Source organism: Mesomycoplasma ovipneumoniae (genome assembly GCF_035918255.1).
Taxonomy (GTDB): domain Bacteria; phylum Bacillota_I; class Bacilli_A; order Mycoplasmatales; family Metamycoplasmataceae; genus Mesomycoplasma; species Mesomycoplasma ovipneumoniae_A.
In genome coordinates this window covers 796,853-818,556 of the sequence record NZ_CP142136.1, presented here as the reverse complement: position 1 = coordinate 818,556, position 21,704 = coordinate 796,853, and the positions used below count along the sequence as shown (strand labels likewise).

Here is a 21,704-nt window from a genome sequence, read left to right as displayed (position 1 = left end):
TGTACCACTAGAAAAAATAATTAATTAAAAAAATTTACTTGAAATTTTTTTAATTAATTTCAAGAACACCACTAATTTTGTGAATTTTTTCCTTACCTAGCAAAAATTCGCCATTAGGGGTCAAAATTTGATTGTTATTTAGTAAAACTGTTTTTAAATCTAAGGTTCAAGTAATTTTTTTATCATTTCTTTCCAAAGTCAAATCATTTATTAATTGAGTGGGAATTAAATTTGCAAATTGAATTTGCGGGAAAAACAATCATTTATTATGTTGAACTTCAGATAATTTAATCCACTTATTATTAATTTCAGCATTAACTCTTATATATAAGTGTTCTAGTAAATATTTTAAAAATTCATGTTTTCTAAAGTTAGATTTTAAATCTCCTTCTAATAATGTTTTTTTAATATTGCTTTTTAAAACATCAATTTCTAAAGTATTTTCTGCTAATTCGATTTGGTAAATATTGTCTGAATTTTTAGCTAAACCTGAAAATTCAAGACTTTTATTATCTGGTAAAAACGTTTTTATCTCAGTATTTTGTTCTATTTTTCAAATTTGTAAATTAAGTTTTAATTTTCCATTTTCATCATCGGGTTGAGCACTAACAACATCAAATCCATATTTTTCCTTTTCATCATCGCTAATTTCAGGGCTAAATTTGGCAAAAGTATCTTTAAGTCCAACCCCAAAATTTCGATTATTTAAAACATGACCAATTTGATTAAAAAATGGGTTGGATATAACATCATTGTTTGAGTTTATCAAGGAAAAAGCTAAAAATGAAGGAAAAATGTTTTTAAAATCATCAGGTAATTGTTTAGCTACTAAACTTATTTGCGATGTTTGTTCTTGTTCATAAAAAAGACTGACTGTTTTTGAGGATTTAATCGAGGAATTATCTTTACGATATAAAACTAAAAGCACGTTATTTATAGGTTTTTTTTCGTTTGATGCGCCTATAGAAGCAACAACAGCGCTGGAAAAATCTAATTTAATATCATACTCATTTTTCAAATCATGGATTGGGTCAACAAAATTTACATAAGAAAAATTTTTATAATCAGTTTTACCACCGTGAATTATTGTTAGGGGGTTTGAACTTTGCATGTTTTTTGTAATTTGAAATGAATTAGCTAAAGTTGAAAGATAACCTTTTAATTGAGCTAATTGGACATCAGTTTCTTTTTCATGCTTTTTTGGCTCAAAAGGCTGAACAACTATTTGCTCTTCATCGCTTGGCTTTTGCGGTGTAAAAGATGGAATTTTTGGTTGTTCTGGGTCTTTTTTATCATCTATTTTTTTAATTATACTGGATTTTTCTTTACCTTCATCAGACTTTTTTATTTTTATAATAGTGGGAGGCAAATCAGGTTTTTGACTAATCACTGAAGTCTTATTTTTTTCGTGGTTTTTATCGTTATCAATTTGGGTATCATCTTTTTTAATTTCAGGAGTTGATGGATTTTGATCTGGATTTGATGGTTGAGGTGGTTGAGACGGATTTGATGGTTGAGACGGATTTGATGGTTGAGTTGGTGGTTCAATTTTTGGCGAATTATCAATATTTTTATTTATTTTACCAGCAGGATTTTTTATTTCAGGTACATTTGACTTAACTGAACAACTTGATAAAAATAAAAAAATTACTGAAAAAAATAAAAAGTTTAATTTTGATTTTCTTAGTAATTTCATGATTTAAAATTTTACAATATTTATTATTAAAAATAATACTTTTTCTTATTTTTGTTTTAAATAAAATTTAGTCAAAGTATTTTAAAAGGTGTTCTAGATTATTGCTTTTTAATTCATTTTTAGGAATAAATTTAAGGGCAGCCGAATTAATGCAATAACGTCTTCCTCCCTGATCTTTAGGCCCATCATTAAAAACGTGACCTAAATGGGAATCAGCATTTTTTGAGCGAACCTCAACTCTAGTCATTGAGTGGCTAAAATCAAGAACTTCAACAATCGAGTCCTCGTTTAAAGGTTTTCAAAAAGATGGTCAACCAGATCCTGAATTATACTTAGTTGAAGATAAAAAAAGCGGAGTTCCGTCGATAATATCAACATAAACACCTTCTTCGTAATTATCGTTATAAAGATTATCAAAAGGTGGTTCTGTAAAATTTTCTTGGGTAACTTTGTATTGCAATTCGTTCAAATGATCAAGTTTTTTCTTGTTGTTTTCCATGTTTTCTCCAAAATAAATTTTAATTTACAAATTATACCATTTTTAAAATTATTTTTTAAAAATATATTTAAAATATAAAAAATAGTACTTTTTATTAAAATTTTAAAAAATTACTATTTTAAACCAAATTAGCAAAAATCCAAAGACTTTATCAGCAAAAAATTTTATTGCAATACTAAAAATTTATCAAAAACCAGATTCAAACATCTAACCTTATTAAGTGTCAAAAATAGGTCATTTAACCTAACTGTCAAATTTTGCTAAGAAATGTTGTAAAAAAATTTGGATTTACAGCTCCTGAGTTTGCCAGTTTGATTGCAAAAAATCACTTTTTATTGAATACAAATATGCAAAAATACCCATAAATCTGTGTTTTTTGGCCTAAAATCTTAATTTTTATTATTTTAAAATGAGCATTTGTAAAAAAAAAAAAAAAATGCTTGATCTAGGAAAAAATTAAGGTATAATTAATCTCACTTAAGAATGAATTAATAAATTTTGATATGAATTAAGGGGGAATTAGTTATGTTTTTTGTCATAATAAAATAAGACAGCGCAAATTTTCCATTATATTTTTAAATATGATGGAATGCCTTAAATTTACCTGTTTAGAAATCTACAAATTTATGGCTTTTGATTATTGTTCTTTCAAAACTTCATATATTTTTTTAGGCTCAATGTAAGTAAAAACGAGTTTTCTTTTTACATTGAGTTTAAATAGTAGTTGTATTTTTTATGGTTTTGCTTTTTAAGTTAAAATTTTACCTTTTTTAGTTTGTTTTATTTAATTAAAAAGTAGATTTTTCTTTCATGATGGTCAGATTTAAAATTTAGTGTTTTTGCTCAAAATACTAGACCAAATTTGCCAAATTACCCGTGAATTTTGCCAAAAATTCAAAATAAAATATCTAAAAAATTGCAAAAAACTACTAAATCAAAAAATTAGCTAAGATAATTTTTAGGATTTTGGATTAATCTTAATTGTATATAAGCCATCTTTTTGTAATTTTTTCTTAAAATCCTCGCGAATATTGCCGTTAAATCCATCAAAATAGGTAGACTGACCCTCCATTAATGAAATTGCATTTGAAAAAGTGTTGCTTTCTGGGTCAGTTGAATAGGAATAATTTATACCAATTAAATTAAAACTTGAATCAATAGCCATCGATCCTGAAGATCCAGGACCAAGAGCGTCTAATTTATTTTCAGATTTTACTTTTGTATACAAATTTGAATGCTGATTTAAAACCCTTTTTATCATTCCGTGTTTTAAATTGTCAAGAAATGGTTTTTGGTAGTTTTTTCACTTTTCATGTTTAGCATTTCAGTCTTTATTTTCAGCATCATTATAAGGAACTCAAAGGCCATGAAAAAGACTATCATTAATTACACGTGATCTGGTGTTAATTATTCCGCCTGTTGATTTATTAGATTTAAAATTTACACCTTTGTCTCAATCACCATTTTCATTGTCTTTAGTAGCAACTGGATATCCGCCATAAAATTGTGTTTTTATTGGACTAAATTTTTCATTGCGACCTAGACCAATATGTCAATCTTTTTCATTACCAAAATCAATAACTTTTTTTAATTCAGGTAAAATATGTCCTAAATCAGTTTTTTTAATTTTAAGTCGTAGAATAACAAAGTCTGAACCACCGTTTTTGGTTGTTCCAACTCGGGTTGCTTCATTATAATTATCTAAATATTTATAGCCAACATCGACGTCATGGCCCATTATTCCATCAACTTTGTAGCGCGGAGTGTAATATGGAGCGCTTAAATAGCTATCATAGGCATCAAAAACTGGGTATTCTTTAATTTTTTCGTATGTATTTTCGTATTTATTGTCAGAAATTAAATTGGCTGAACGAGCCGCGGTAAAAAAAGGTCTTAATTTATTGTCCTTTTTTGTATCCTGCTCAGAAATAAATTCATATTTTTGGTTAACAAAGCCAGCATTTCATTTTTTTGATTTTTCACTTTTGTTATCTAAATTAAAAAAATACATGCTTTTGTCAAAAATTTGTGGCATATTCCAAACATGAATGTTTGTTCCAACTAAAAGTTCATAACTATCAGAATTAGCGTCATTGTTTGTTATTCTATCTAAAACTCAGGCGGTACCGTATTCTTTAAAAGCCTCAGTGCCGTATCTATCTCGAAAATAATCATCTTGATAATATTTATATCCGTAAATTCCAAGACTAAATGAGCGATCATAAATGAACTTTTCATAGTCAATATCTTTTTTTAAATTAGAATTAGTTGAACTTGATTTTCAAATTTGTTTTTTGCCATAACCACTTTCAAACAAAATACTAATTTCACCTTTTTTGTCATCAAAATTAGCGCTAACTTTTTTTAAATTAGCGATTTTAAAAATTTTGCCAATTTCATCGATTTTCATGTAATAAAATAACTGACTTAAATTAGATGGCAAAAAACCAAAAGGATTTTTCTTTACAATTTCTGTTAAGTTCTCAGAATTACTTGAAGCTCCAAAAGATTCATTCTCAGAAAACCTTGGAAGATATACTTGTTCAGCCATTCCATTATAAGAAATACCACGATTATAAAACATTAATTTTTCTTCATTGTTTCTACCAAAATCGCCGTAATGACCGACATTTTTTGCTAATTCTCAAAATCTTTTATTTCTATTTGGATCATTTGGATCAAGAAAATTAATTGGTTGATTATTATCGCCGTTGTACAAAAAAGTGTATAAATTATGCACTCCAGTTTGATATTTTGGTGTATTTTGAATAATTTGCATCACTGAATGATTTAGTAAAAAATTTTGGTCAAAATAATGATCGTCTTTAAAATATTCAGGATTTTGTGATTCACTGTAAATTCTATTTGTATATTTTAACTTTGGAGTTGTTTCAAAAAGTGGATTATAAGCTTTTGTATTGTAATTTACACTTTGAAATTGGTTTGAATTTATTCTATTAATAGGCGAATTATTAATTGGAATATTATTGATGTTTGGACTAGGATTATTTACAATTTGTGATTTTGGTTTTTCTTGAGGCCTAATAATTCTTGTGATTTCAGGTTTACTAGTACTAGGTGGTTTTAAAATTCTCTCTCTTTTAATCTTAGAAATATTAGGTTGAGGATTAGGGCTTTTTTCAACTTTTTTTGGTTCTTCTTCTTTAATTGGTTCTTCAGGTTTATCTAAATTTGGGTCTTGTACTTTGTCTTTTACTTTTAAAAACGAAGTAAAAACAAACTCTTTTGGTATTGAAAGTTGCTTTTCAGGATCAACGAGCAAAACGCTAACTCTTAACAAATTTAGTTCAAAATTTTTATTTAAATTCAATTTTTCCAAATTGTATTTTTTGCTGTCATATTCAAAGTTAATGTTTTTCCAATCCACATCATCAAGACTGGTTTGTTGTTGGTTTTCAATTTTTGCATGAACTTTTGGACTAATTTGTTCTTTAGAAACCAATTTATCGCTATTTACATTGCATGCTGAAAATAAAATTATGGATAATGACCCTAAAAACAGATTAGAAAAAATAAGTTTACTAAGTTTTTTCATAAACCAAACCATTTCGCTTTTTACAAAGCTTAATTTAAATCCTAAACATTTTTATTAAGTTTTGTTAACCAAATTATAGCATAAAAAAAGGCTAAATTTTAAGCTAAACCATTTATGTAATTGCTAATTTTGAAGCATTATTGAAAAAAATGAATAAAAAAAATGACAAATCAATAAAAAAAATTAATTTGTGGTATAATTATATTTTATAACTAAAATATTTTAGAAATTAATTTTTTACCTTAAAATAAATTTCATCTTAATAGAATTAACTAATTTTAGATCTTTAAACCTAAATACCATATAATAAGTTTTAATGAAAAAATGGCTGAAAAAATCATTAAAGGGATAGTTGTCGAAAGATTTAACTTTAGGGACTTTGATTTAATAGTTAAATTAGTAACAAATTTTGGGATTCTTAAGATGGTTGCCCTTGGTGTACGTCGCCCAACTAGCAAAAATATTTATATATTAAATCCCGGCTGCCTTGGTGAGTTTGAGATTTTTTTGGCCAAAAATCCTAATAAATTATCTAAACTAAAAAAGGGTGAATCCCTTGTTCGCTTGGATTTAACTAACGAAAATATTTATAAGTTTTGAAAAGTAATTTATCAATTTAGTGATGAAAATAACTATGATTCTAAAATTTTCAATATTTTTCAAAGTGCCTTTTCCAAAATAAACGATAAAAATGTAAACGCAATAATAGTCTATGTAATTATCAACTGAATTAAAATTAACGGTTGAATCGGCAATTTAACTAGTTGTAAAGTTTGCAAAACCAATCAAAGACTTGTAAATTTTGATTTTTATGGCGGAATGGAATGTGTTTATCATCGCACTTTAAAACCTTTTTTTAGATTTAATGTCAAGGAATTGGAAATTTTGTATTGAGCCAATTTTACACTTGATGAATATTTGGAAAAAATCAATTTTGACCATGTTTATTCTATTTTTGAAATTTTAAAGATGTTTTTAAAAAAAAATTCATATATTATTTTTTAAATTTTTTGGTATAATTTTATAAATATTTATGATTAGAATAATTTCTGGTAATTATAGGCGTGCTGTAATAAAAAATCCTGAATTTTCAGTAGTTAGACCTATGTCTGATCGTTGTCGTGAGTCGATTTTTTCACAGTTACAATTTGAAATTCCAAATTCAAAAGTTTTAGATCTGTTTGCTGGAACAGGTGCAATCGGTCTTGAAGCCTCTTCTCGTGGCGCAAAAAAAGTTGTAGCTTCAGAATTAAATCAGCAGGCATACAAAAATATTGTTGATTTTTGTAAAAAATATAACGTAAAAAAATACGAAATATTTAATAAAAACGCAATATTTTTGCTTAACGATCTTATTGGACAAAAGTTTGACTTTATTTTTTTAGATCCGCCACATGCTGAAGAAGAAATTACCAAGAAATGTTTTTTAAAAATTGCAAAAAATAATTTATTAGAAGAATCTGGAATTATAATTTATAAAACTAATTTAGGTTCTAAATTAATTCCCAAATTTTTTTCAATTGAAAAAACAAAAAAATATGCTAAAAATACTGTTTTTTTCCTAAGATTTAATAATGAAGCAAAAGATGAATAAACTAATTGTAATTTCCGGTCCTTCAGGTGTTGGCAAAGGGACTATTGAGTCGATTTTATTAAAAAATAACAAATTGCCTATAAAACTTGCAATTTCGGCAACAACCAGGCCAAAACGCGTTAATGAAATTGACGGAGTGAGTTATTTTTTTTTAGACCATGCAACTTTTAAAGAAAAAATCAAAAATAATGAATTTATTGAGTGAAGTTGTCATCTTGATAACTACTATGGAACTCTAGAGTCACAAATTCAATATATTCAAGATCAAAATTTCATTCCCTTATTAGAAATTGATACAAATGGCGCTAAAAATATTATTGAAAACTATAAAAAAAATAACCAATTAGATAAAATTTTGACTATTTTTATTTTACCCCCCTCGCTTGAAGTTCTGAAAAAAAGAATTGAAAATAGACTCACTGAGACATCAAGCCAAATCGATCTTCGACTTAAAAAGGCTGAATCCGAAATTAAAATTAAGGATTTATTCAAGTTTCAAGTTGTAAATGACAATTTAAAACAATGTGTCGATGAAATTGAAAAAATTATAACAACAGAAATAAAAGAGCTGTAGATGAAGGGACAAATTGTTAGAGTTATAGCGGGTTTTTATGATGTTTTTGAACCATCAACCCAAAAACTCTATCCACTTTTGAGAGGATCTGGATCACTTAGACAAAAACAAATAGCTCCTTTAGTTGGAGATTTTGTTGAGTTTGATCCTAGTGGATTTATTAAAGAAATTTTTCCAAGAAAAAACTGACTAAAGCGTCCAAAAGTTGCTAATATAGACCAGGCACTTATTTTTGTTTCCCTCAAGGAACCAAATTTTTCGCCTTTATTACTTGACACTTTTTTGTTAATGATTGAATTTAAAAATATTAGTCCAATTTTGATAGTTACCAAAGTTGACCTTGAACCAGATTATAAAAATTTGTTGCTTGATTATCAAAAAATGGGATATTCTATTTTTTTTATTAATAATAATGAAAAAAAAATTCCTAGCGATTTGCAAGAAAAAATTAAAAATAAACTTAATTTTGTTATTGGACAAAGCGGAGTTGGAAAAACAAGTTTTATCAATAATTTGTTTGGCACACAATTCCAGGTTCAGCAAATTTCTTTTTCATTAAATCGCGGAAAACACACCACGCGAGTTGTTCAAATTATAAGAAAAGGAGACTTTCAGATAGTAGATACGCCTGGATTTTCTAGCTTTAATTATGATGAAATTCCCAAGGATCAAATTAAAAGTTCATTTGAAATTTTTCGCCAGTTTTTGCCTAAATGCAAATTTAGAACATGCTTTCATTTTCATGAGCCAATAGAAAACTGTGCAGTAAAAAATGCTGTAAAACACGGCATAATTTCAGAAACTAGGTATAAAAATTATCTCTATCTTTTAGAAAAATATGAAAAAAAAGATTATTAGCCCCTCACTTTTGAATGTTAGTAAAAATAACCGTCTAAAATTAGTTAGAACTTTTTTGAATCTTGGAATAAAATGATTTCATTTTGATTTTATGGATGGAAAATTTGTTGAAAATACAGCAATTTCTCTTTTAGAAATTAAAAAAATTGTGACTAAATCCAAAAAATTTATTTCTGATGCTCATTTAATGTCGAGTGATCCTGAAAATCAAATTGAAGAACTAATTGGCTATGTTGATTTTGTCACAATTCACTTTGAAAGCAAAAATTATGACGAAATTCATAGGATAATTTTAAAATATTCTGAAAAAATTAAAATAGGTCTTGCAATAAAACCTTCTACAAAAATTGAAGAAATTTTAGACTTATTACCCAAAATTGATCTGATTTTGGTAATGTCAGTTGAACCTGGAAAAGGCGGGCAGGATTTTATCCAAGAAACATACCAAAAAATTAGCAACTTATCAAAAATAATTCGTGAGTCAAATTACAACATTTTAATCCAGGTTGATGGTGGAATTAAAGATTATAATGCAAAAAAAGTCTTTGAATCAGGAGCTGACGTAATTGTTGTAGGCACTTTTTTGGCCCAAAAACCCAATAAAACTAAAATCCAAAAGTTATTAAATTAACACTAAAATAAGAAGCAAAAATTACTATTTAAGAATTTGTTAAATTCATAGTTTATGATATAATTTTTAGCATGTTATTATTTTTGATTTTTACTTAGCAAATAATACATTCAATAAATTTAAACTATAAATAACAAATTCGAGGTGTTTTATGTCAAAAATTACAAGAATTTTTGCAAGAGAAATTCTTGATTCACGGGGAAATCCTACAATTCAAGTTGAGGTTCACACCCAAGCTGGCGGTTTTGGGTGTGCAATTGTTCCATCAGGAGCTTCAACTGGATCAAGAGAAGCGCTTGAATTACGTGATTCAAATACAGAGTATGCTTATAACTGATTTGGTCAAAAAGGTGTAATGACCGCAGTTAATAATGTAAATAATATTATTGGTCCTGAAATTATTGGACTTTGTGTTAAAAACCAAAGACTAATTGATCAAAAAATGATCGATTTAGACGGAACTCCAAATAAAGAAAGACTTGGTGCAAATGCTATTTTAGGTGTTTCTTTAGCAGTTGCAAAAGCGGCCGCAAGTGAGTTGAGACTTCCACTTTTTCGTTATTTAGGTGGTCCAAACCCAACTTTAATGCCAGTTCCAATGCTTAATGTGATAAACGGAGGTGAGCATGCTTCAAATACGCTTGATTTTCAAGAGTTTATGATTATGCCACTCGGTTTTCCAACATTTAGAAAAGCTTTGCAAGCATCAAATAAAGTATTTCACACTTTAGCAAAACTTCTTAAAAAATCAGGATTTGGAACTCAAGTTGGTGATGAAGGTGGATTTGCTCCTAATTTAAGTTCTCACGAACATGCACTTGATTTTTTAGTTGAAGCAATTAAGGAAGCAGGATTTAATCCCGCTGTTGATGGTGAAAATGCCATTGCAATTTCAATTGATGCTGCTGCTAGTGAATTTTATGATGGCCAAAAATATGTCTTTAAAAAATTAAAAGCAGCTTCTGTTGATCAAGAAGATCACCAAAAATATGAATTTACATCAGAAGAATTGCTTGATTATTATGGGCAACTTTTTGATAAATATCCAATAATTTCAGTTGAGGATGGTTTTGCTGAATCAGATTGAGACGGATTTATTGCTTTTACCAAAAGATTTGGGCAAACACACCAAATTGTCGGTGATGATTTAACTGTTACAAATGTAGAAATTTTAAAAGAAGCTATCAAAACAAAGGCAATTAATTCCATTTTAATTAAATTAAATCAAATTGGAACTTTAACTGAAACACTTGATGCAATTCAACTTGCACAAAAATCAGGATTGACCGCAGTTATTTCACACCGTTCTGGTGAATCTGAAGATACTACAATTTCTGATCTTGCAATCGCAGTTTCATCTGGGCAAATCAAAACAGGATCACTTTCAAGAACTGACCGAATTGCCAAATATAATCGACTTCTAGTAATTGAAGAGTTTTTAGACACATATTCAAAAAGCGAATATACTGGAAGAGAAGTTTTTTATAATCTAAAAAAATAATTTAATTTAAAATATGGATATTCGTTTAATTTTAAACAATAAAGCTTTTGTTGAAAAAAAATTATCAGACCGTGGTTTTGATATTTCTCTAATTGCGGAATTATATCAAAAAGCCCAAAAACGTAACCTTTTGCGTCAGGACATTGATGAATTATTAGCACAAAAAAATAAAACTAGCAAACAAATCGGCCTTTATGTCCGTGAAAATAAAAACTCTGAAGATTTGAAAGACCAAGTAAGTCAAATTAAAGATAAACTTGCAAATTTAGAAACAGAGTGACAAAAACTTGATGTCTGAGTTAGTCAAAAAATTCTTGAAGTGCCAAATCTTCCTGATGATTCAGTTCCTTTTGGAAATTCTGAACTTGATAATCAAGTAATTTATCACTGGGGACAACCAAAAAAAATCGATCCTAAAATCAAACCTCACTATGAATTTGGTAAATCTAAAGATATTTTAGATTTTAAACGAGCTGTAAAAATTTCAGGAAATCGCTTTGTAATTTATAAAAATTTAGCCGCAAAATTAGTTCGAGCTTTGATAAATTTTATGATCGATACTCATGTAAACTCAGGTTATGAGGAAATTATTCCAAATACTTTAGTTCTCGAAAATTCGCTATATGGAACAGGTCAACTTCCGAAATTTTCAGAAGATTTGTATTCTTTAAAAAATTCTGATCTTTGATTAATTCCGACAGCCGAAGTTCCTTTGACAAATTATTACCAAGACGAAATTATTGACCTAGAAAAACCAATTTCGCTTGTTGGCTATAGTAAATGTTATCGTTCCGAGGCTGGAAGTGGTGGTAAAGACACAAGAGGTTTGATTCGACTTCATGAATTTCATAAAGTTGAACTTGTTAAAATAACAAATGAAGTTAATGGAATAAAAGAATTTGACAATGTTGTTCAAGATGCTGCTAAAATTTTGAAATTACTAAACATTCCTTATCGTGCTGTGCTTTTGTGTACTGGTGATCTTGGATTTTCAAGTAAAAAAACTATTGATTTAGAAGCATGACTTCCATCAGAACAGACATATCGTGAAGTTTCATCAATTAGTTATTGTGGCGATTTTCAAGCTAGAAGAGCAAAAATTCGCTATCGTGATGAAAAAAATAACATTTATGCACACACAATTAACGGATCTGGGCTTGCAATTGATAGAATTGTCGCGATTTTACTCGAGCAAAATCAAAACCCTGATGGTAGTTGAACAGTTCCAGAAGTTTTAAAACCTTATTTTAATTAGATTTTATATATAAATTTTTAACGAATAAAATTGTGCCATAAAAATTTATGGTACAATTTTATTTTATTTTATTTTATTTAATGAGGAGTAATAATGAAAAAATTATTGGTAGTTTTGCTTGATAAATTTCAGGATATAGAGTTTACAACTTTTGTTTCGTTAATAAAAAAGGCCAATTTATACGATAAAATTGAATTTTATAACCCTGAAAACAAAATTGTAACAGGGCAATTCGGGGTTGTTCAAATTGAAGCCAAAAGCAATTGAAAATCTAATGAATTTGATGCAATTTTTATACCAGGCGGAGTTGCGGCACAACATCTTCGAACTTGTGAGCCAGCACTCAAATTAATTAGTGAATTTTTTGCACAAAATAAGGATATTTTTGCAATTTGTGATGCGCCAAATGCTATTTTTGAGCGTAATTTAGCCCCAAATTATGAATTTAGTTCATACCCTGATGAAACAAATTCAAACACACCAACAAGAAAAAACGATTTAGTTACAGTTGATCGAAATTATATTTCAGCTAGAAATGCCTCATCTTCAGCTGAATTTGCATTTAAAGTCATTGAAAAATTAGCTTCAAAAGAAATTGCTGAAAAAATAAGAGACGGATTTCAAGCTTAAATTTCTAGAATTTTCCAGTTTGATGAGATAATCTTAAGAAAGTGTCCTAGTTTATTATTTTGGGCACTTTCTTAACTTTTTTCGCAAAAGTTAATTACCTATTTTAAAACACTGGCAAAATCAATTTATGGATAAAATAACAAAAATCATAAAAAATACAACTACTATTTAAACTCAATGCAAATAAAAAACTCATTTTTATTTAAATTGAGCCTAAAAAAACATGTGAAGTTTTGAAAGAACAACAATTAAAAGCCATAAATTTGTAGATTTCTAAACGGGTAAATTTAAGGCATTCCATCATATTTAAAAATATAATGGATAATTCGCAGTGTCTGATTTTTTTAGACAAAAAACATAACTAAGTCCCCCTTAATTCAATATCAAAATTTATTAATTATTCTTAAGTAGGATTTATTATAACATATTTTTTTCTTGGGCAAAGCATTTTTTTTTTTTTTTTGGAGAAGATTAATTTTAAAATAATAAAAATTAAGATTTTAGGTCAAAAAACACGGATTTACCGTTATTTTTCGTATTTATATTCACTAAAAAGTGAATTTCTGCCAACAAATAGGGAAGCTCAGCAAAAGAAATTGCTGAAAAAATAAGAGCCGGATTACAGGCTTAAATTTCTAGAATTTTTTCAATTTCAGTATTAATTTCATCACTTCTTTCGAAAAAAACTGCATGACCAGTTTGTTCAAATTTTATAAGATTTTTATTAAAATTTGAACAAACTTTTTGAAGACTTTCTAATGGCACAAAATGATCTTCAACACCAGCAATTAAAAAATAATTATTATTTTGTTGGTAAAGTGGCAACAATTCGGTTTTAAGCCATTCTAAATTAAAGATTTCATCAAAAACAATCTTTTTAAAAATTTCTCTTTTTTTTGTGACATTTTCAAGAAAATTAATAGCATTTTTTGCTAAATTTTTCTTATAACTAAAATTATCAGTAAAAACTAAATGTTCAAGACTATCTTTTGCAGACTCAATGTCTTGAGGCAAGAGTCAATTTGCTAATTTTTCAGCTTCACTTTGCGAATTTTTCTCTAAAATAAAAGGATTGAGTGGAGCAACTAAAATCGCTTTTTTTGCCAAATTTTCATTTAAAATATACAGAGCAATAGCTCCGCCAAGTGAGTGACCGATTACAATTTGGATATTTAGATTGAGCTTTTTAATGAAACTAGTCGCAATTTTTTGGTAATTTTTAACATTAATTTCATTATTATTAGTGCCTTGACCACAACCGGGAAAATCAAATGAAACAATGTCATAGTTACGATTTTGTTTCTTTTTAAGTTGAAAAATGAAATTATGACTTGAATTAAAACCGTGTAAAAATAATACTTTTTGCTTTCCAGTTTCTTCTAAAAAATAAAAAATATCCTCATTTTCAACAGTAATTTTTGAATGAACCATCATTAATAATTAACTTCCAAAAATTGTATCCAAAATTTCATTAAGAGGAATTGCGCCAAAATATTCATCAAGATTTGTAATTTGAAGAAGCTCTGATTCTAGAATTGATCTAGTAAATTCCTTATTTTCTAAAATTTCTTGAATTTCCTCAATTGATCTTTGAGATAAGAAATCACCTTCAAATTTTATTTTAACAATGTGATTTTTCTCAATATTTGCAAGCACTTTTAAAACCCCGCCACTAGTTCGGGCTATATTTTCATAGCTAAAATAAGGATTTGAACCAAAAACTCATTCTCTAGATCGTCTTAGGTCTTGAACTTCTTGAAAATCTTTTTCAGATATCCTCCCATCTTGAAAATAAGTTTCAACATCTTGTGCTTTTGTTTGATATTTATTTTCAAAAAATGTGATTAATCTTGAAATAAACTCAGAATCTTCGATTTGTTCTTCAATTTCATGCAAAATATTTGTTACCCGTTGACGTATAGATTTTATTCCTTTGGACTCAATTTTTAATCGATTTGGTTTTAATACTTGTCCTAATTTTGCCAAATTAGCATTAAATAGAATTGTTCCATGGTGAACAATTCTATCTTTGTAAATTATTTGAGCATTTCCCGAAACTTTTGCCCCATTAACTATTAGATCATTTCTACCTTTGAATTCAGCATCTAAACCAAAAGATTTAAAAAATTCTATAATTGGTGTCAAGAATTTTTGATAACTGTGATTCTGTTTTTTAGTTATAAATGAAAAATTAATGTTTCCTAAATCGTGATAAACAGCACCGCCCCCAGAAAGTCGACGATAAATTTCAATTCTTTGTTTTTCAACTTCCTCAAGCTTAATTTCCTCGTAAATATTTTGATTTTTTCCGATAATTATTGCATTATTATGCTGGTAGAAATATAAAATATCTTCTTGATTCTGGTCATCTTTTAGAATCATTTCCTCGCAAACTAATGTGTAAAATGGGCTTGTTTTTTTAGTAGTATAAATCTTCATGTTTCCTCCATATTTTAGTTATGTTCTAAATCAAAAGTTGTAATTAATTTGAATTTTGATTTAAAATCATCAAGATTTTCTGCTAATTGTAAATTTTCTAAATTAAAAAGTGTTATTTTTTCATAATCTCAACGGAGCGCATACTTGTTTTTTGATAAAAAGTAGATTAAATTTTCCACAAACCAAAAAAAATATTCTGAATTATAATCGATTGTTTTACTAAGACCTTCAACTGAAATTTCTAATTTCCGAAAGGAGTAGCTTAAAATTCGAAAATTAAATACAAATCTTTCGCTTATAGCACATTTTTTTTGAGCTGAATTTTGTTCCTTGCTGAATGCGACTGACATCTAAAAATCCTTAAATTATATAAAGTCTATTTTTAATTTTATTTTATTATAATTTATAATTATAAACTATTTAAGTATACTTTTATTTTTAAATATTAAATTTAAAAATTTTAAAGGATTTTTTTTGAAAATCTTGGAGAAATATGAAAAATACAAATGAATATGTAGCTTGATATCGAAAATATCGACCTACTAAATTTGCTGATGTTGTTGGCCAACAATATTTAGTTGAAAGTTTAAAAAATATCGTTAAATCAAAAAAGTTTTTTCACGCTTATCTTTTTTCAGGACCAAGAGGTACTGGAAAAACTTCACTTGCAAAAATATTTGCAAATGCAATAAATTGCACCCACAAAGAGCAAAATTCTATCGACCCGTGTCAAAATTGCCTTAAAAATATAAATAACTCTATTGATATAGTTGAAATGGACGCTGCTTCACACAATGGTGTTAAAGAAATCCGTGAAATTGTTGAAAACTCTATTAATTTACCTCAGGTTAGCCCATATAAAATTTATATTTTAGATGAGGTTCATATGCTTTCAACTTCAGCTTTTAATGCATTTTTGAAAACTCTGGAAGAACCACCAAGTCATATTATTTTCATTTTAGCAACAACTGAAGTTCATAAAATCCCTTTGACAATTCTCTCGAGAGTGCAGAGATATAATTTTCTTGGCCTAAACAAAGAGCAAATTTCACAACGACTTTCACAAATTTTAGAATATGAAGGCGTAAAATATGAAGAAGATGCCCTAAAATCCGTGTGTTTATTAAGCCACAATAGTCTGCGGGATGCAATTTCAATTCTTGAGCAGGCGGTAATTTTTGGTAACAACTTTTTGAGTAAAACAAGTGTCGAAGAACTTTTTGGGCTAGTTTCAAGTGAAAAACTTGTTGAATTTATAAATGTTCTTTTTTTGGCACAGTCCCAAAAAGCCTTTGATTTACTAGATAAACTTTTATTGCAAAGCAAAAATTTCCAAATTTTAGTTGAGTCATTAATAAATTTAGTCAAAGAGTGAATTATATGAGAAAAAACTCAAGAAGAAGACTTAATTGAAATTTATTCAACTTCTGATTTGGCGAATTTAAAAATTAGTCACGATTTTGCTTTTAAATTTTTAGATATTGGCTTTTCAACTTTAAAAGACATTAATCATGATAAGTTTCAAAGTTTAGCCCTTGAAATTTTTGTCATGAAAATTCTTGCTTTTAAAAAGGAAAGCTTGCAAGAAAAAAGCCAAACTGTTTTAGAAAATTCAGCCAAATTTGTTGAAAAACCAAAAGAAGAGACAAAAATCGCTGTTCAAGAAAGTGAGCAAAACATCAAAAAAGAGGAAAAACCTCCAAAAAAATTAGAGTTTGTTACTGTCCGTGATAAAAATTTTGGCCCAAATTATAATTTGAGTCAAAAAACAAATACCCAAAATTTATTTAATTATGATGATCCAATTCTTGATGACGATGATGATGCCGATTTAGATTTGCATGGTAGCGATGATTTGGCTTGGGAATCAATTTTTAACCGCAAAATAAAAAATAATTTAGAGACAAAAATCTTAAAAAGTCAAAAAAGCTCTAAAACAGGCGATAATTTTAAAAACAGGGACAATGCTTTTAATCCTTTGTTAGATCCCGAGGGCGCTAGTTATCAAAGTAATTTTTTAAATAAAACCGAAAGTTCACATTTGAATTCGGCTGAAAACATCGATTTTTCCAACTCATTTTTAAATTCTAATGATAAAAAAACTGATGATATTGCCAAAAAAAATGATAAGCCCATTATTGATTCAAGCACAAAAACAAATAATCAAACATCATTTTTTAATAAAAATGAAGAAAAAGACGATAATTTTTCATTTGACAGAAATTCATACGTAAATAAATTTTTAAAAAAGAATCTGTCAAATGATTATTTATCCGTTGACGAGGCGCTAAATCTTATTCTTTTAGGAAAAAAATTTTATGACACAAACCGTGAAATTTATTTGGATTTACGTAAAAAATGGAGCAAAAATTTGTTAGATTTTCAGTATACTTTGGGATTCATAGATACTGTTGGAGTATTAAAACATGCAGAAATTCTTTCATTAGGATCTAATTTTGTATGTTTTATCACTAAAAATCCAGAATATGAAGAATTATTAATTGAGAAAATGGAAAAAGAAGGTGATAAAGTCAACGACTTATTAAAAACAATTTTTGGCCAGGATATCTACGGCCTTGCTTTAAGTAATAATCTTGTTGAAGAAACAAAGAAAATGGCAAGTGAAATGAGAGCGCGCGGTGAAAAATTTGTACTAAAACCTTTTGAAAAACCGAAAAAACGCACTATTTCTAAGACAGATTTACAAAAACTATTCTTTGATGAATAAAAATTTTTAAACTTTTTAAAATAGTTTATATAATTTATTTAAATAAGAGAAAGGAAAAACATGAATCTTCAAAAACTATTAAAAGAAGCACAAAAAATGCAAAAAGATCATAAAGTAAAAAAAGATTTGTTAGAAAAAACAGATTTTGACTTTGAAAATCAAGGAATTTCGCTGACTATTTCAGGAGGTTTTGAGTTAAAAAAGTTAAAAATTGCCCCATTTTTAGTCGACAAAGACGATATTGAAACACTAGAAGATTTAATTTCGATTACTTTAAATCAAGCTTTGCTGAAAATTAGAGAAGAAAATGAAAAAATCGCTCCAAATCAGTCACAGTAATTTTGAATCATGGTAGATGAAAATTTTGAAAAACTAGTTGATCAATTAAGAAAAGTTCCCGGAATCACAAAAAAACAAGCCACTAATATTTTATTTTCTCTAATCGATACGCCCCTTAGTCAAATTGAGACATTTGTCGAGCAAATTTATAATTTAAAACGAAATCTTCAATATTGTGAGAGATGCGGATATCTAAATGCTAATTCAGTTTGCCAAATATGCCTTGATTTTCAGCGTTCTTTTAAAATATTAGTGGTTGAAAATTCTGAAATGGTCACAAAATTTGAAAAATTAGGAAAATATGATGGCAAGTATTTTGTTTTTGGCAAATATGATATCAAAAAGCTCGAAAATCATGACTTACAAATAAAAAAACTTGCTGACCTTGCTAATGAAAAAAGTGAAATTATTATCGCTCTTTCTTCAACAATGGAAGGCTGAATTTTTGCAAATTATCTTGCAAAACACAAGTTTTTATCGTCAGCAAAAATTACTAGGTTAGCCACTGGTATTCCTTTTGGGGCGGCAATTGATTATATTGATAATATAACTTTAAATCAAGCGCTCGAAAATCGGCAAGAAATGGAAAAATAATATGTTTATAAGTTTTGAAGGTATCGACGCAAGCGGAAAATCAACCGTTATGAATTTGTTTGCAAAGTATTTAAGAATTAAATTTCCAGAAAAGGAAATTGTTATAACTTTTGAACCATATAGCGGCAGAGATTCGCAAGAAGCACAACAAATCCGCGAGTTTTTACTTAATAAAAAAAATCAAATTAGCCCATATGTTGAGATGCTTTTATTTGCAACTTCGAGAAGAATTCATCTTGAACAAGTAATTTGGCCAGCCTTAAAATCTGGAAAAATTGTTCTTTGTGATCGCTATATTGATTCTTCGATTGCATATCAAGGGTTTGGAAATAATTTAAGCCCAGATTTAGTTTTTAATTTAAATAGTTTAATTTCTGAAAACACTTTTCCAGATTTTACAATTTTCCTTGATGTTAAAATTTCAAAATCACGCGAACGAATGACCATTTATCGAAACGAAAAGCGAGACCGACTTGAAAATCGCGGTGAGGATTTTTATAGACAAGTTATTAAAGGATATGAATATTTATTAAAAACAAGGAAAAATTTCTTTAAAATTGACGGTAACGGCGATTATGATCATGTTTTAGCAGATATAATTAATTTTTTTGAGAGCTATTATGAAGCAAATTACGACAAATTGGCGCCATTTTCTCGATAATTTGTCAAAAACTAAAACAATTCCACATGCAATTTTACTTGTATCGAGTTACTCAGATTTTCTAGATGAGAAAATAGCTGATTTTTTAGAGATATTTAGTCAAAAACCACAAATTTTTCAACATGATTTTTCAGATAATCGTCTTTCAAAAACAGAATTTTTAGAAGAGGTAAACAAGTTGTATTTTTCCTCTCTTTATGGCGATAATTCAAAGATTTTCCTAGTAAAAAACATTGAAAATGCCCATATTTCTGTACTAAATTCATTTCTAAAAATTTTAGAAGATCCTCCTTTGAATACTTATTTTTTACTAACTTCTTTTTCCTCTGATTTAATTATTCCGACTATTGTTTCTCGTTGTCAAATATTTTTTTTCAATGATTTAAATAGAAAAAACGAACTTAAAAAAAAGTTAGATACATGAAAAAAAACGCCTTATAATGCTATATATGCAAATATTTTCACCAATTTTGATCAAGCAACTTTAGCTATTAAGGCTATTAGTGATTCGGATTTGGATAAATTAAAATCATTACTAAATAATTTAACTAAAACAAAATTTGATTTTTTACTATTTTTAAATCAAGTTTTAACAAAAGAAAACTCATTTATTTTTGTTCAGATAATAATCGCTCATTTTAAGCAATTTTTTTTAAACAACTCCGGCGCTAACAAAAAACATGCTAAAAAAGCGAATTCTTTTGATTTAAATTCTGAAAAAATGGTGAGTATTAATCAAACATTTAAAAAATTTCTTTCATCACTTGAAACAAATGCAAACTTTAATATTCAAAAATCGGGCTTTTTAGTTCGTCTAAATAATATTTTAACTTAAAATTATGGCAAAAATCACTGTTATAGCAACTCCAATTGGAAATTTACAAGATATAACTCTGCGTGCAATTCAAGCACTAAAATCAGCTGATTTAATTTTGTGTGAGGACACCCGAACTTCCAAAAAAATATTAAATTTTTTGGAAATTAAAGATAAAAAGTTAATTTCCTATCACAAATTTAATGAAAAATCAACTATCGCCAAAAAATCTGACATATTTTTAACTAACCAAAACATTATTCTAATGTCCGATGCAGGTACCCCTTCAATTAGCGACCCGGGTCAAATTTTGATAAAATGAGCCCATGAAAACAATGTCGAAGTTGATTTTTTACCTGGCGCATGTGCTTTTGTTGGCGCTTTTGTTCTTTCTGGTTTTGATTTACCGTTAGTTTTTATGGGTTTTTTTAATTCAAAAAAGCAGCAAATAATTAAACAAATTGAGCATTTTATACTAAATTATAGTTATATTTTTTACGTTTCGCCATATAAATTAATTTATATTCTTGAAGTAATTAATGAATTTTATGGCGAGAAAGTTGAAATTTTTCTTGTTAAGGAAATGACAAAAATTTATCAAAAATATTTTATTGGTTCTCCTTTAAAAATTTTAGCTGAACTTCAAAATTCTACCAAAGGTGAATTCACAATGGTTTTAAGGCTAAAAAACGATGAAAAGCCGAAGTTAAAAGCAAATAAATATGAAAATTTTTCTAAAAATAGTGTAAAATTTTAGATTAAAATATTTTAAAAAGATGGGTTAAAATGATTAACAAACATATTGTAAAAATTTTGTTTGACAATAAACAAATTAAAACTAGAATTGATGAGATTGCAAAGTGAATAAATTTAAATTATAAGAATTCGCAAGAAATTGTTTTTGTTGCTGTTCTTAAAGGTTCATTAATTTTTCTTACTGATTTAATTCAGCAAATCGAAGTTGATTCAATGGTGGATTGCATAATTGCCAAATCCTATTTTGGAGGTACACAATCAGCTGGTGAATTGAAAGTTATCACCGATATTGACCTAAAAATTGAAAATAAAGATGTTATTTTAATTGATGATATTTTTGATTCAGGTATAACTTTAACAAAAATTAGTGAACATTTGAAATTAAAAAAACCAAAATCACTGAAAATAATTACTTTATTTTATAAAAGAGAAAAAAGAAAAACTGATATTGAACCAGATTATTTTGGCTTTGAAGTTCCCGATGCTTTTCTTGTTGGTTATGGACTTGATTATCAGGAAAAATATCGAAATTGACCTTTTGTTGCTATTTTTGATCCAAACAAAAAGGAATAAAATAAA

The 21,704-nt window shown here is 27.7% G+C and carries 21 protein-coding genes; 15 read left to right on the top strand and 6 right to left on the bottom strand.

The window, feature by feature from the left end; all coding sequences use genetic code 4:
• Positions 1–49: 49 nt before the first annotated feature.
• From U3G01_RS02890 to U3G01_RS02880, 3 genes are all read right to left on the bottom strand, one after another.
• Positions 50–1,696 carry an LppA-related lipoprotein gene (locus tag U3G01_RS02890; RefSeq protein ID WP_255030642.1) on the bottom strand — a complete coding sequence of 549 codons (1,647 nt, stop codon included), beginning with the start codon at positions 1,694–1,696 and terminating at the stop codon, positions 50–52.
• Positions 1,697–1,763: 67 nt separating this feature from the next.
• Positions 1,764–2,195 (bottom strand): peptide-methionine (R)-S-oxide reductase MsrB, encoded by a 432-nt coding sequence (msrB, locus tag U3G01_RS02885; RefSeq protein ID WP_255030643.1) that lies wholly within the window; start codon positions 2,193–2,195, stop codon positions 1,764–1,766.
• Between the two features lie 958 nt (positions 2,196–3,153).
• Positions 3,154–5,751, bottom strand: coding sequence for an MAG2960 family serine endopeptidase lipoprotein (locus U3G01_RS02880; RefSeq protein WP_255030644.1), 2,598 nt, complete (start codon positions 5,749–5,751; stop codon positions 3,154–3,156).
• A gap of 324 nt (positions 5,752–6,075) precedes the next feature.
• Here U3G01_RS02880 and recO point away from each other — a divergent pair, with 324 nt between their 5' ends.
• From recO to U3G01_RS02840, 8 genes are all read left to right on the top strand, one after another.
• Positions 6,076–6,756: a DNA repair protein RecO gene (gene recO, locus U3G01_RS02875; protein WP_255030646.1), complete on the top strand. Its 681-nt coding sequence runs from the start codon at positions 6,076–6,078 to the stop codon at positions 6,754–6,756.
• A 28-nt stretch (positions 6,757–6,784) separates the two neighbouring features.
• Complete coding sequence (gene rsmD / locus U3G01_RS02870; protein WP_069098349.1) at positions 6,785–7,345, top strand: 16S rRNA (guanine(966)-N(2))-methyltransferase RsmD; 561 nt, start codon at positions 6,785–6,787, stop codon at positions 7,343–7,345.
• Positions 7,326–7,919 carry a guanylate kinase gene (gene gmk / locus U3G01_RS02865; protein WP_029513061.1) on the top strand — a complete coding sequence of 198 codons (594 nt, stop codon included), beginning with the start codon at positions 7,326–7,328 and terminating at the stop codon, positions 7,917–7,919. The genes rsmD and gmk overlap by 20 nt, the downstream gene beginning before the upstream one ends.
• On the top strand, positions 7,920–8,777 hold the full coding sequence (gene rsgA, locus U3G01_RS02860; RefSeq protein ID WP_255030648.1) for a ribosome small subunit-dependent GTPase A: 858 nt from the start codon (positions 7,920–7,922) through the stop codon (positions 8,775–8,777).
• Positions 8,758–9,408 (top strand): ribulose-phosphate 3-epimerase, encoded by a 651-nt coding sequence (locus U3G01_RS02855; RefSeq protein ID WP_255030649.1) that lies wholly within the window; start codon positions 8,758–8,760, stop codon positions 9,406–9,408. The genes rsgA and U3G01_RS02855 overlap by 20 nt, the downstream gene beginning before the upstream one ends.
• 151 nt (positions 9,409–9,559) lie before the next feature.
• The gene (eno, locus tag U3G01_RS02850; protein ID WP_255030651.1) at positions 9,560–10,909 is read left to right on the top strand and encodes a phosphopyruvate hydratase; all 1,350 of its coding nucleotides are present in this window, start codon (positions 9,560–9,562) and stop codon (positions 10,907–10,909) included.
• A gap of 13 nt (positions 10,910–10,922) precedes the next feature.
• Complete coding sequence (serS, locus tag U3G01_RS02845) at positions 10,923–12,164, top strand: serine--tRNA ligase (RefSeq protein ID WP_255030653.1); 1,242 nt, start codon at positions 10,923–10,925, stop codon at positions 12,162–12,164.
• A gap of 93 nt (positions 12,165–12,257) precedes the next feature.
• Entirely contained in the window at positions 12,258–12,794 is a 537-nt protein-coding gene (locus U3G01_RS02840) for a DJ-1/PfpI family protein (protein WP_010320893.1), read from the top strand.
• 627 nt (positions 12,795–13,421) lie between these two features.
• Here the strand turns inward: U3G01_RS02840 and U3G01_RS02835 are convergent.
• The 3 genes from U3G01_RS02835 to U3G01_RS02825 are packed head-to-tail and all read right to left on the bottom strand — an operon-like array spanning position 13,422 to position 15,583.
• Positions 13,422–14,228 (bottom strand): alpha/beta fold hydrolase, encoded by an 807-nt coding sequence (locus U3G01_RS02835; protein WP_255030654.1) that lies wholly within the window; start codon positions 14,226–14,228, stop codon positions 13,422–13,424.
• Positions 14,229–14,234: 6 nt separating this feature from the next.
• Positions 14,235–15,233 (bottom strand): lipoate--protein ligase, encoded by a 999-nt coding sequence (locus tag U3G01_RS02830; protein WP_255030655.1) that lies wholly within the window; start codon positions 15,231–15,233, stop codon positions 14,235–14,237.
• A 14-nt stretch (positions 15,234–15,247) separates the two neighbouring features.
• A complete protein-coding gene (locus U3G01_RS02825; protein WP_255030656.1) occupies positions 15,248–15,583 on the bottom strand; it encodes a hypothetical protein in 336 nt (111 codons plus the stop codon).
• Between the two features lie 143 nt (positions 15,584–15,726).
• On the opposite strand from U3G01_RS02825, the gene dnaX reads away from it, so the two are divergent.
• The 7 genes from dnaX to hpt are packed head-to-tail and all read left to right on the top strand — an operon-like array spanning position 15,727 to position 21,698.
• Entirely contained in the window at positions 15,727–17,961 is a 2,235-nt protein-coding gene (gene dnaX, locus U3G01_RS02820) for a DNA polymerase III subunit gamma/tau (protein ID WP_255030658.1), read from the top strand.
• Between the two features lie 60 nt (positions 17,962–18,021).
• Entirely contained in the window at positions 18,022–18,300 is a 279-nt protein-coding gene (locus U3G01_RS02815; RefSeq protein WP_255030659.1) for a YbaB/EbfC family nucleoid-associated protein, read from the top strand.
• A gap of 9 nt (positions 18,301–18,309) precedes the next feature.
• Positions 18,310–18,894, top strand: coding sequence for a toprim domain-containing protein (locus tag U3G01_RS02810; RefSeq protein WP_255030660.1), 585 nt, complete (start codon positions 18,310–18,312; stop codon positions 18,892–18,894).
• A gap of 1 nt (position 18,895) precedes the next feature.
• Positions 18,896–19,555 carry a dTMP kinase gene (tmk, locus tag U3G01_RS02805; RefSeq protein WP_255030661.1) on the top strand — a complete coding sequence of 220 codons (660 nt, stop codon included), beginning with the start codon at positions 18,896–18,898 and terminating at the stop codon, positions 19,553–19,555.
• The gene (locus U3G01_RS02800; RefSeq protein WP_255030662.1) at positions 19,515–20,390 is read left to right on the top strand and encodes a DNA polymerase III subunit delta'; all 876 of its coding nucleotides are present in this window, start codon (positions 19,515–19,517) and stop codon (positions 20,388–20,390) included. Before tmk ends, U3G01_RS02800 begins: the two co-directional genes overlap by 41 nt.
• A gap of 4 nt (positions 20,391–20,394) precedes the next feature.
• The gene (gene rsmI, locus U3G01_RS02795; protein WP_255030663.1) at positions 20,395–21,126 is read left to right on the top strand and encodes a 16S rRNA (cytidine(1402)-2'-O)-methyltransferase; all 732 of its coding nucleotides are present in this window, start codon (positions 20,395–20,397) and stop codon (positions 21,124–21,126) included.
• A 29-nt stretch (positions 21,127–21,155) separates the two neighbouring features.
• Complete coding sequence (gene hpt, locus U3G01_RS02790; protein ID WP_069097219.1) at positions 21,156–21,698, top strand: hypoxanthine phosphoribosyltransferase; 543 nt, start codon at positions 21,156–21,158, stop codon at positions 21,696–21,698.
• The last annotated feature ends 6 nt before the right edge of the window (positions 21,699–21,704 follow it).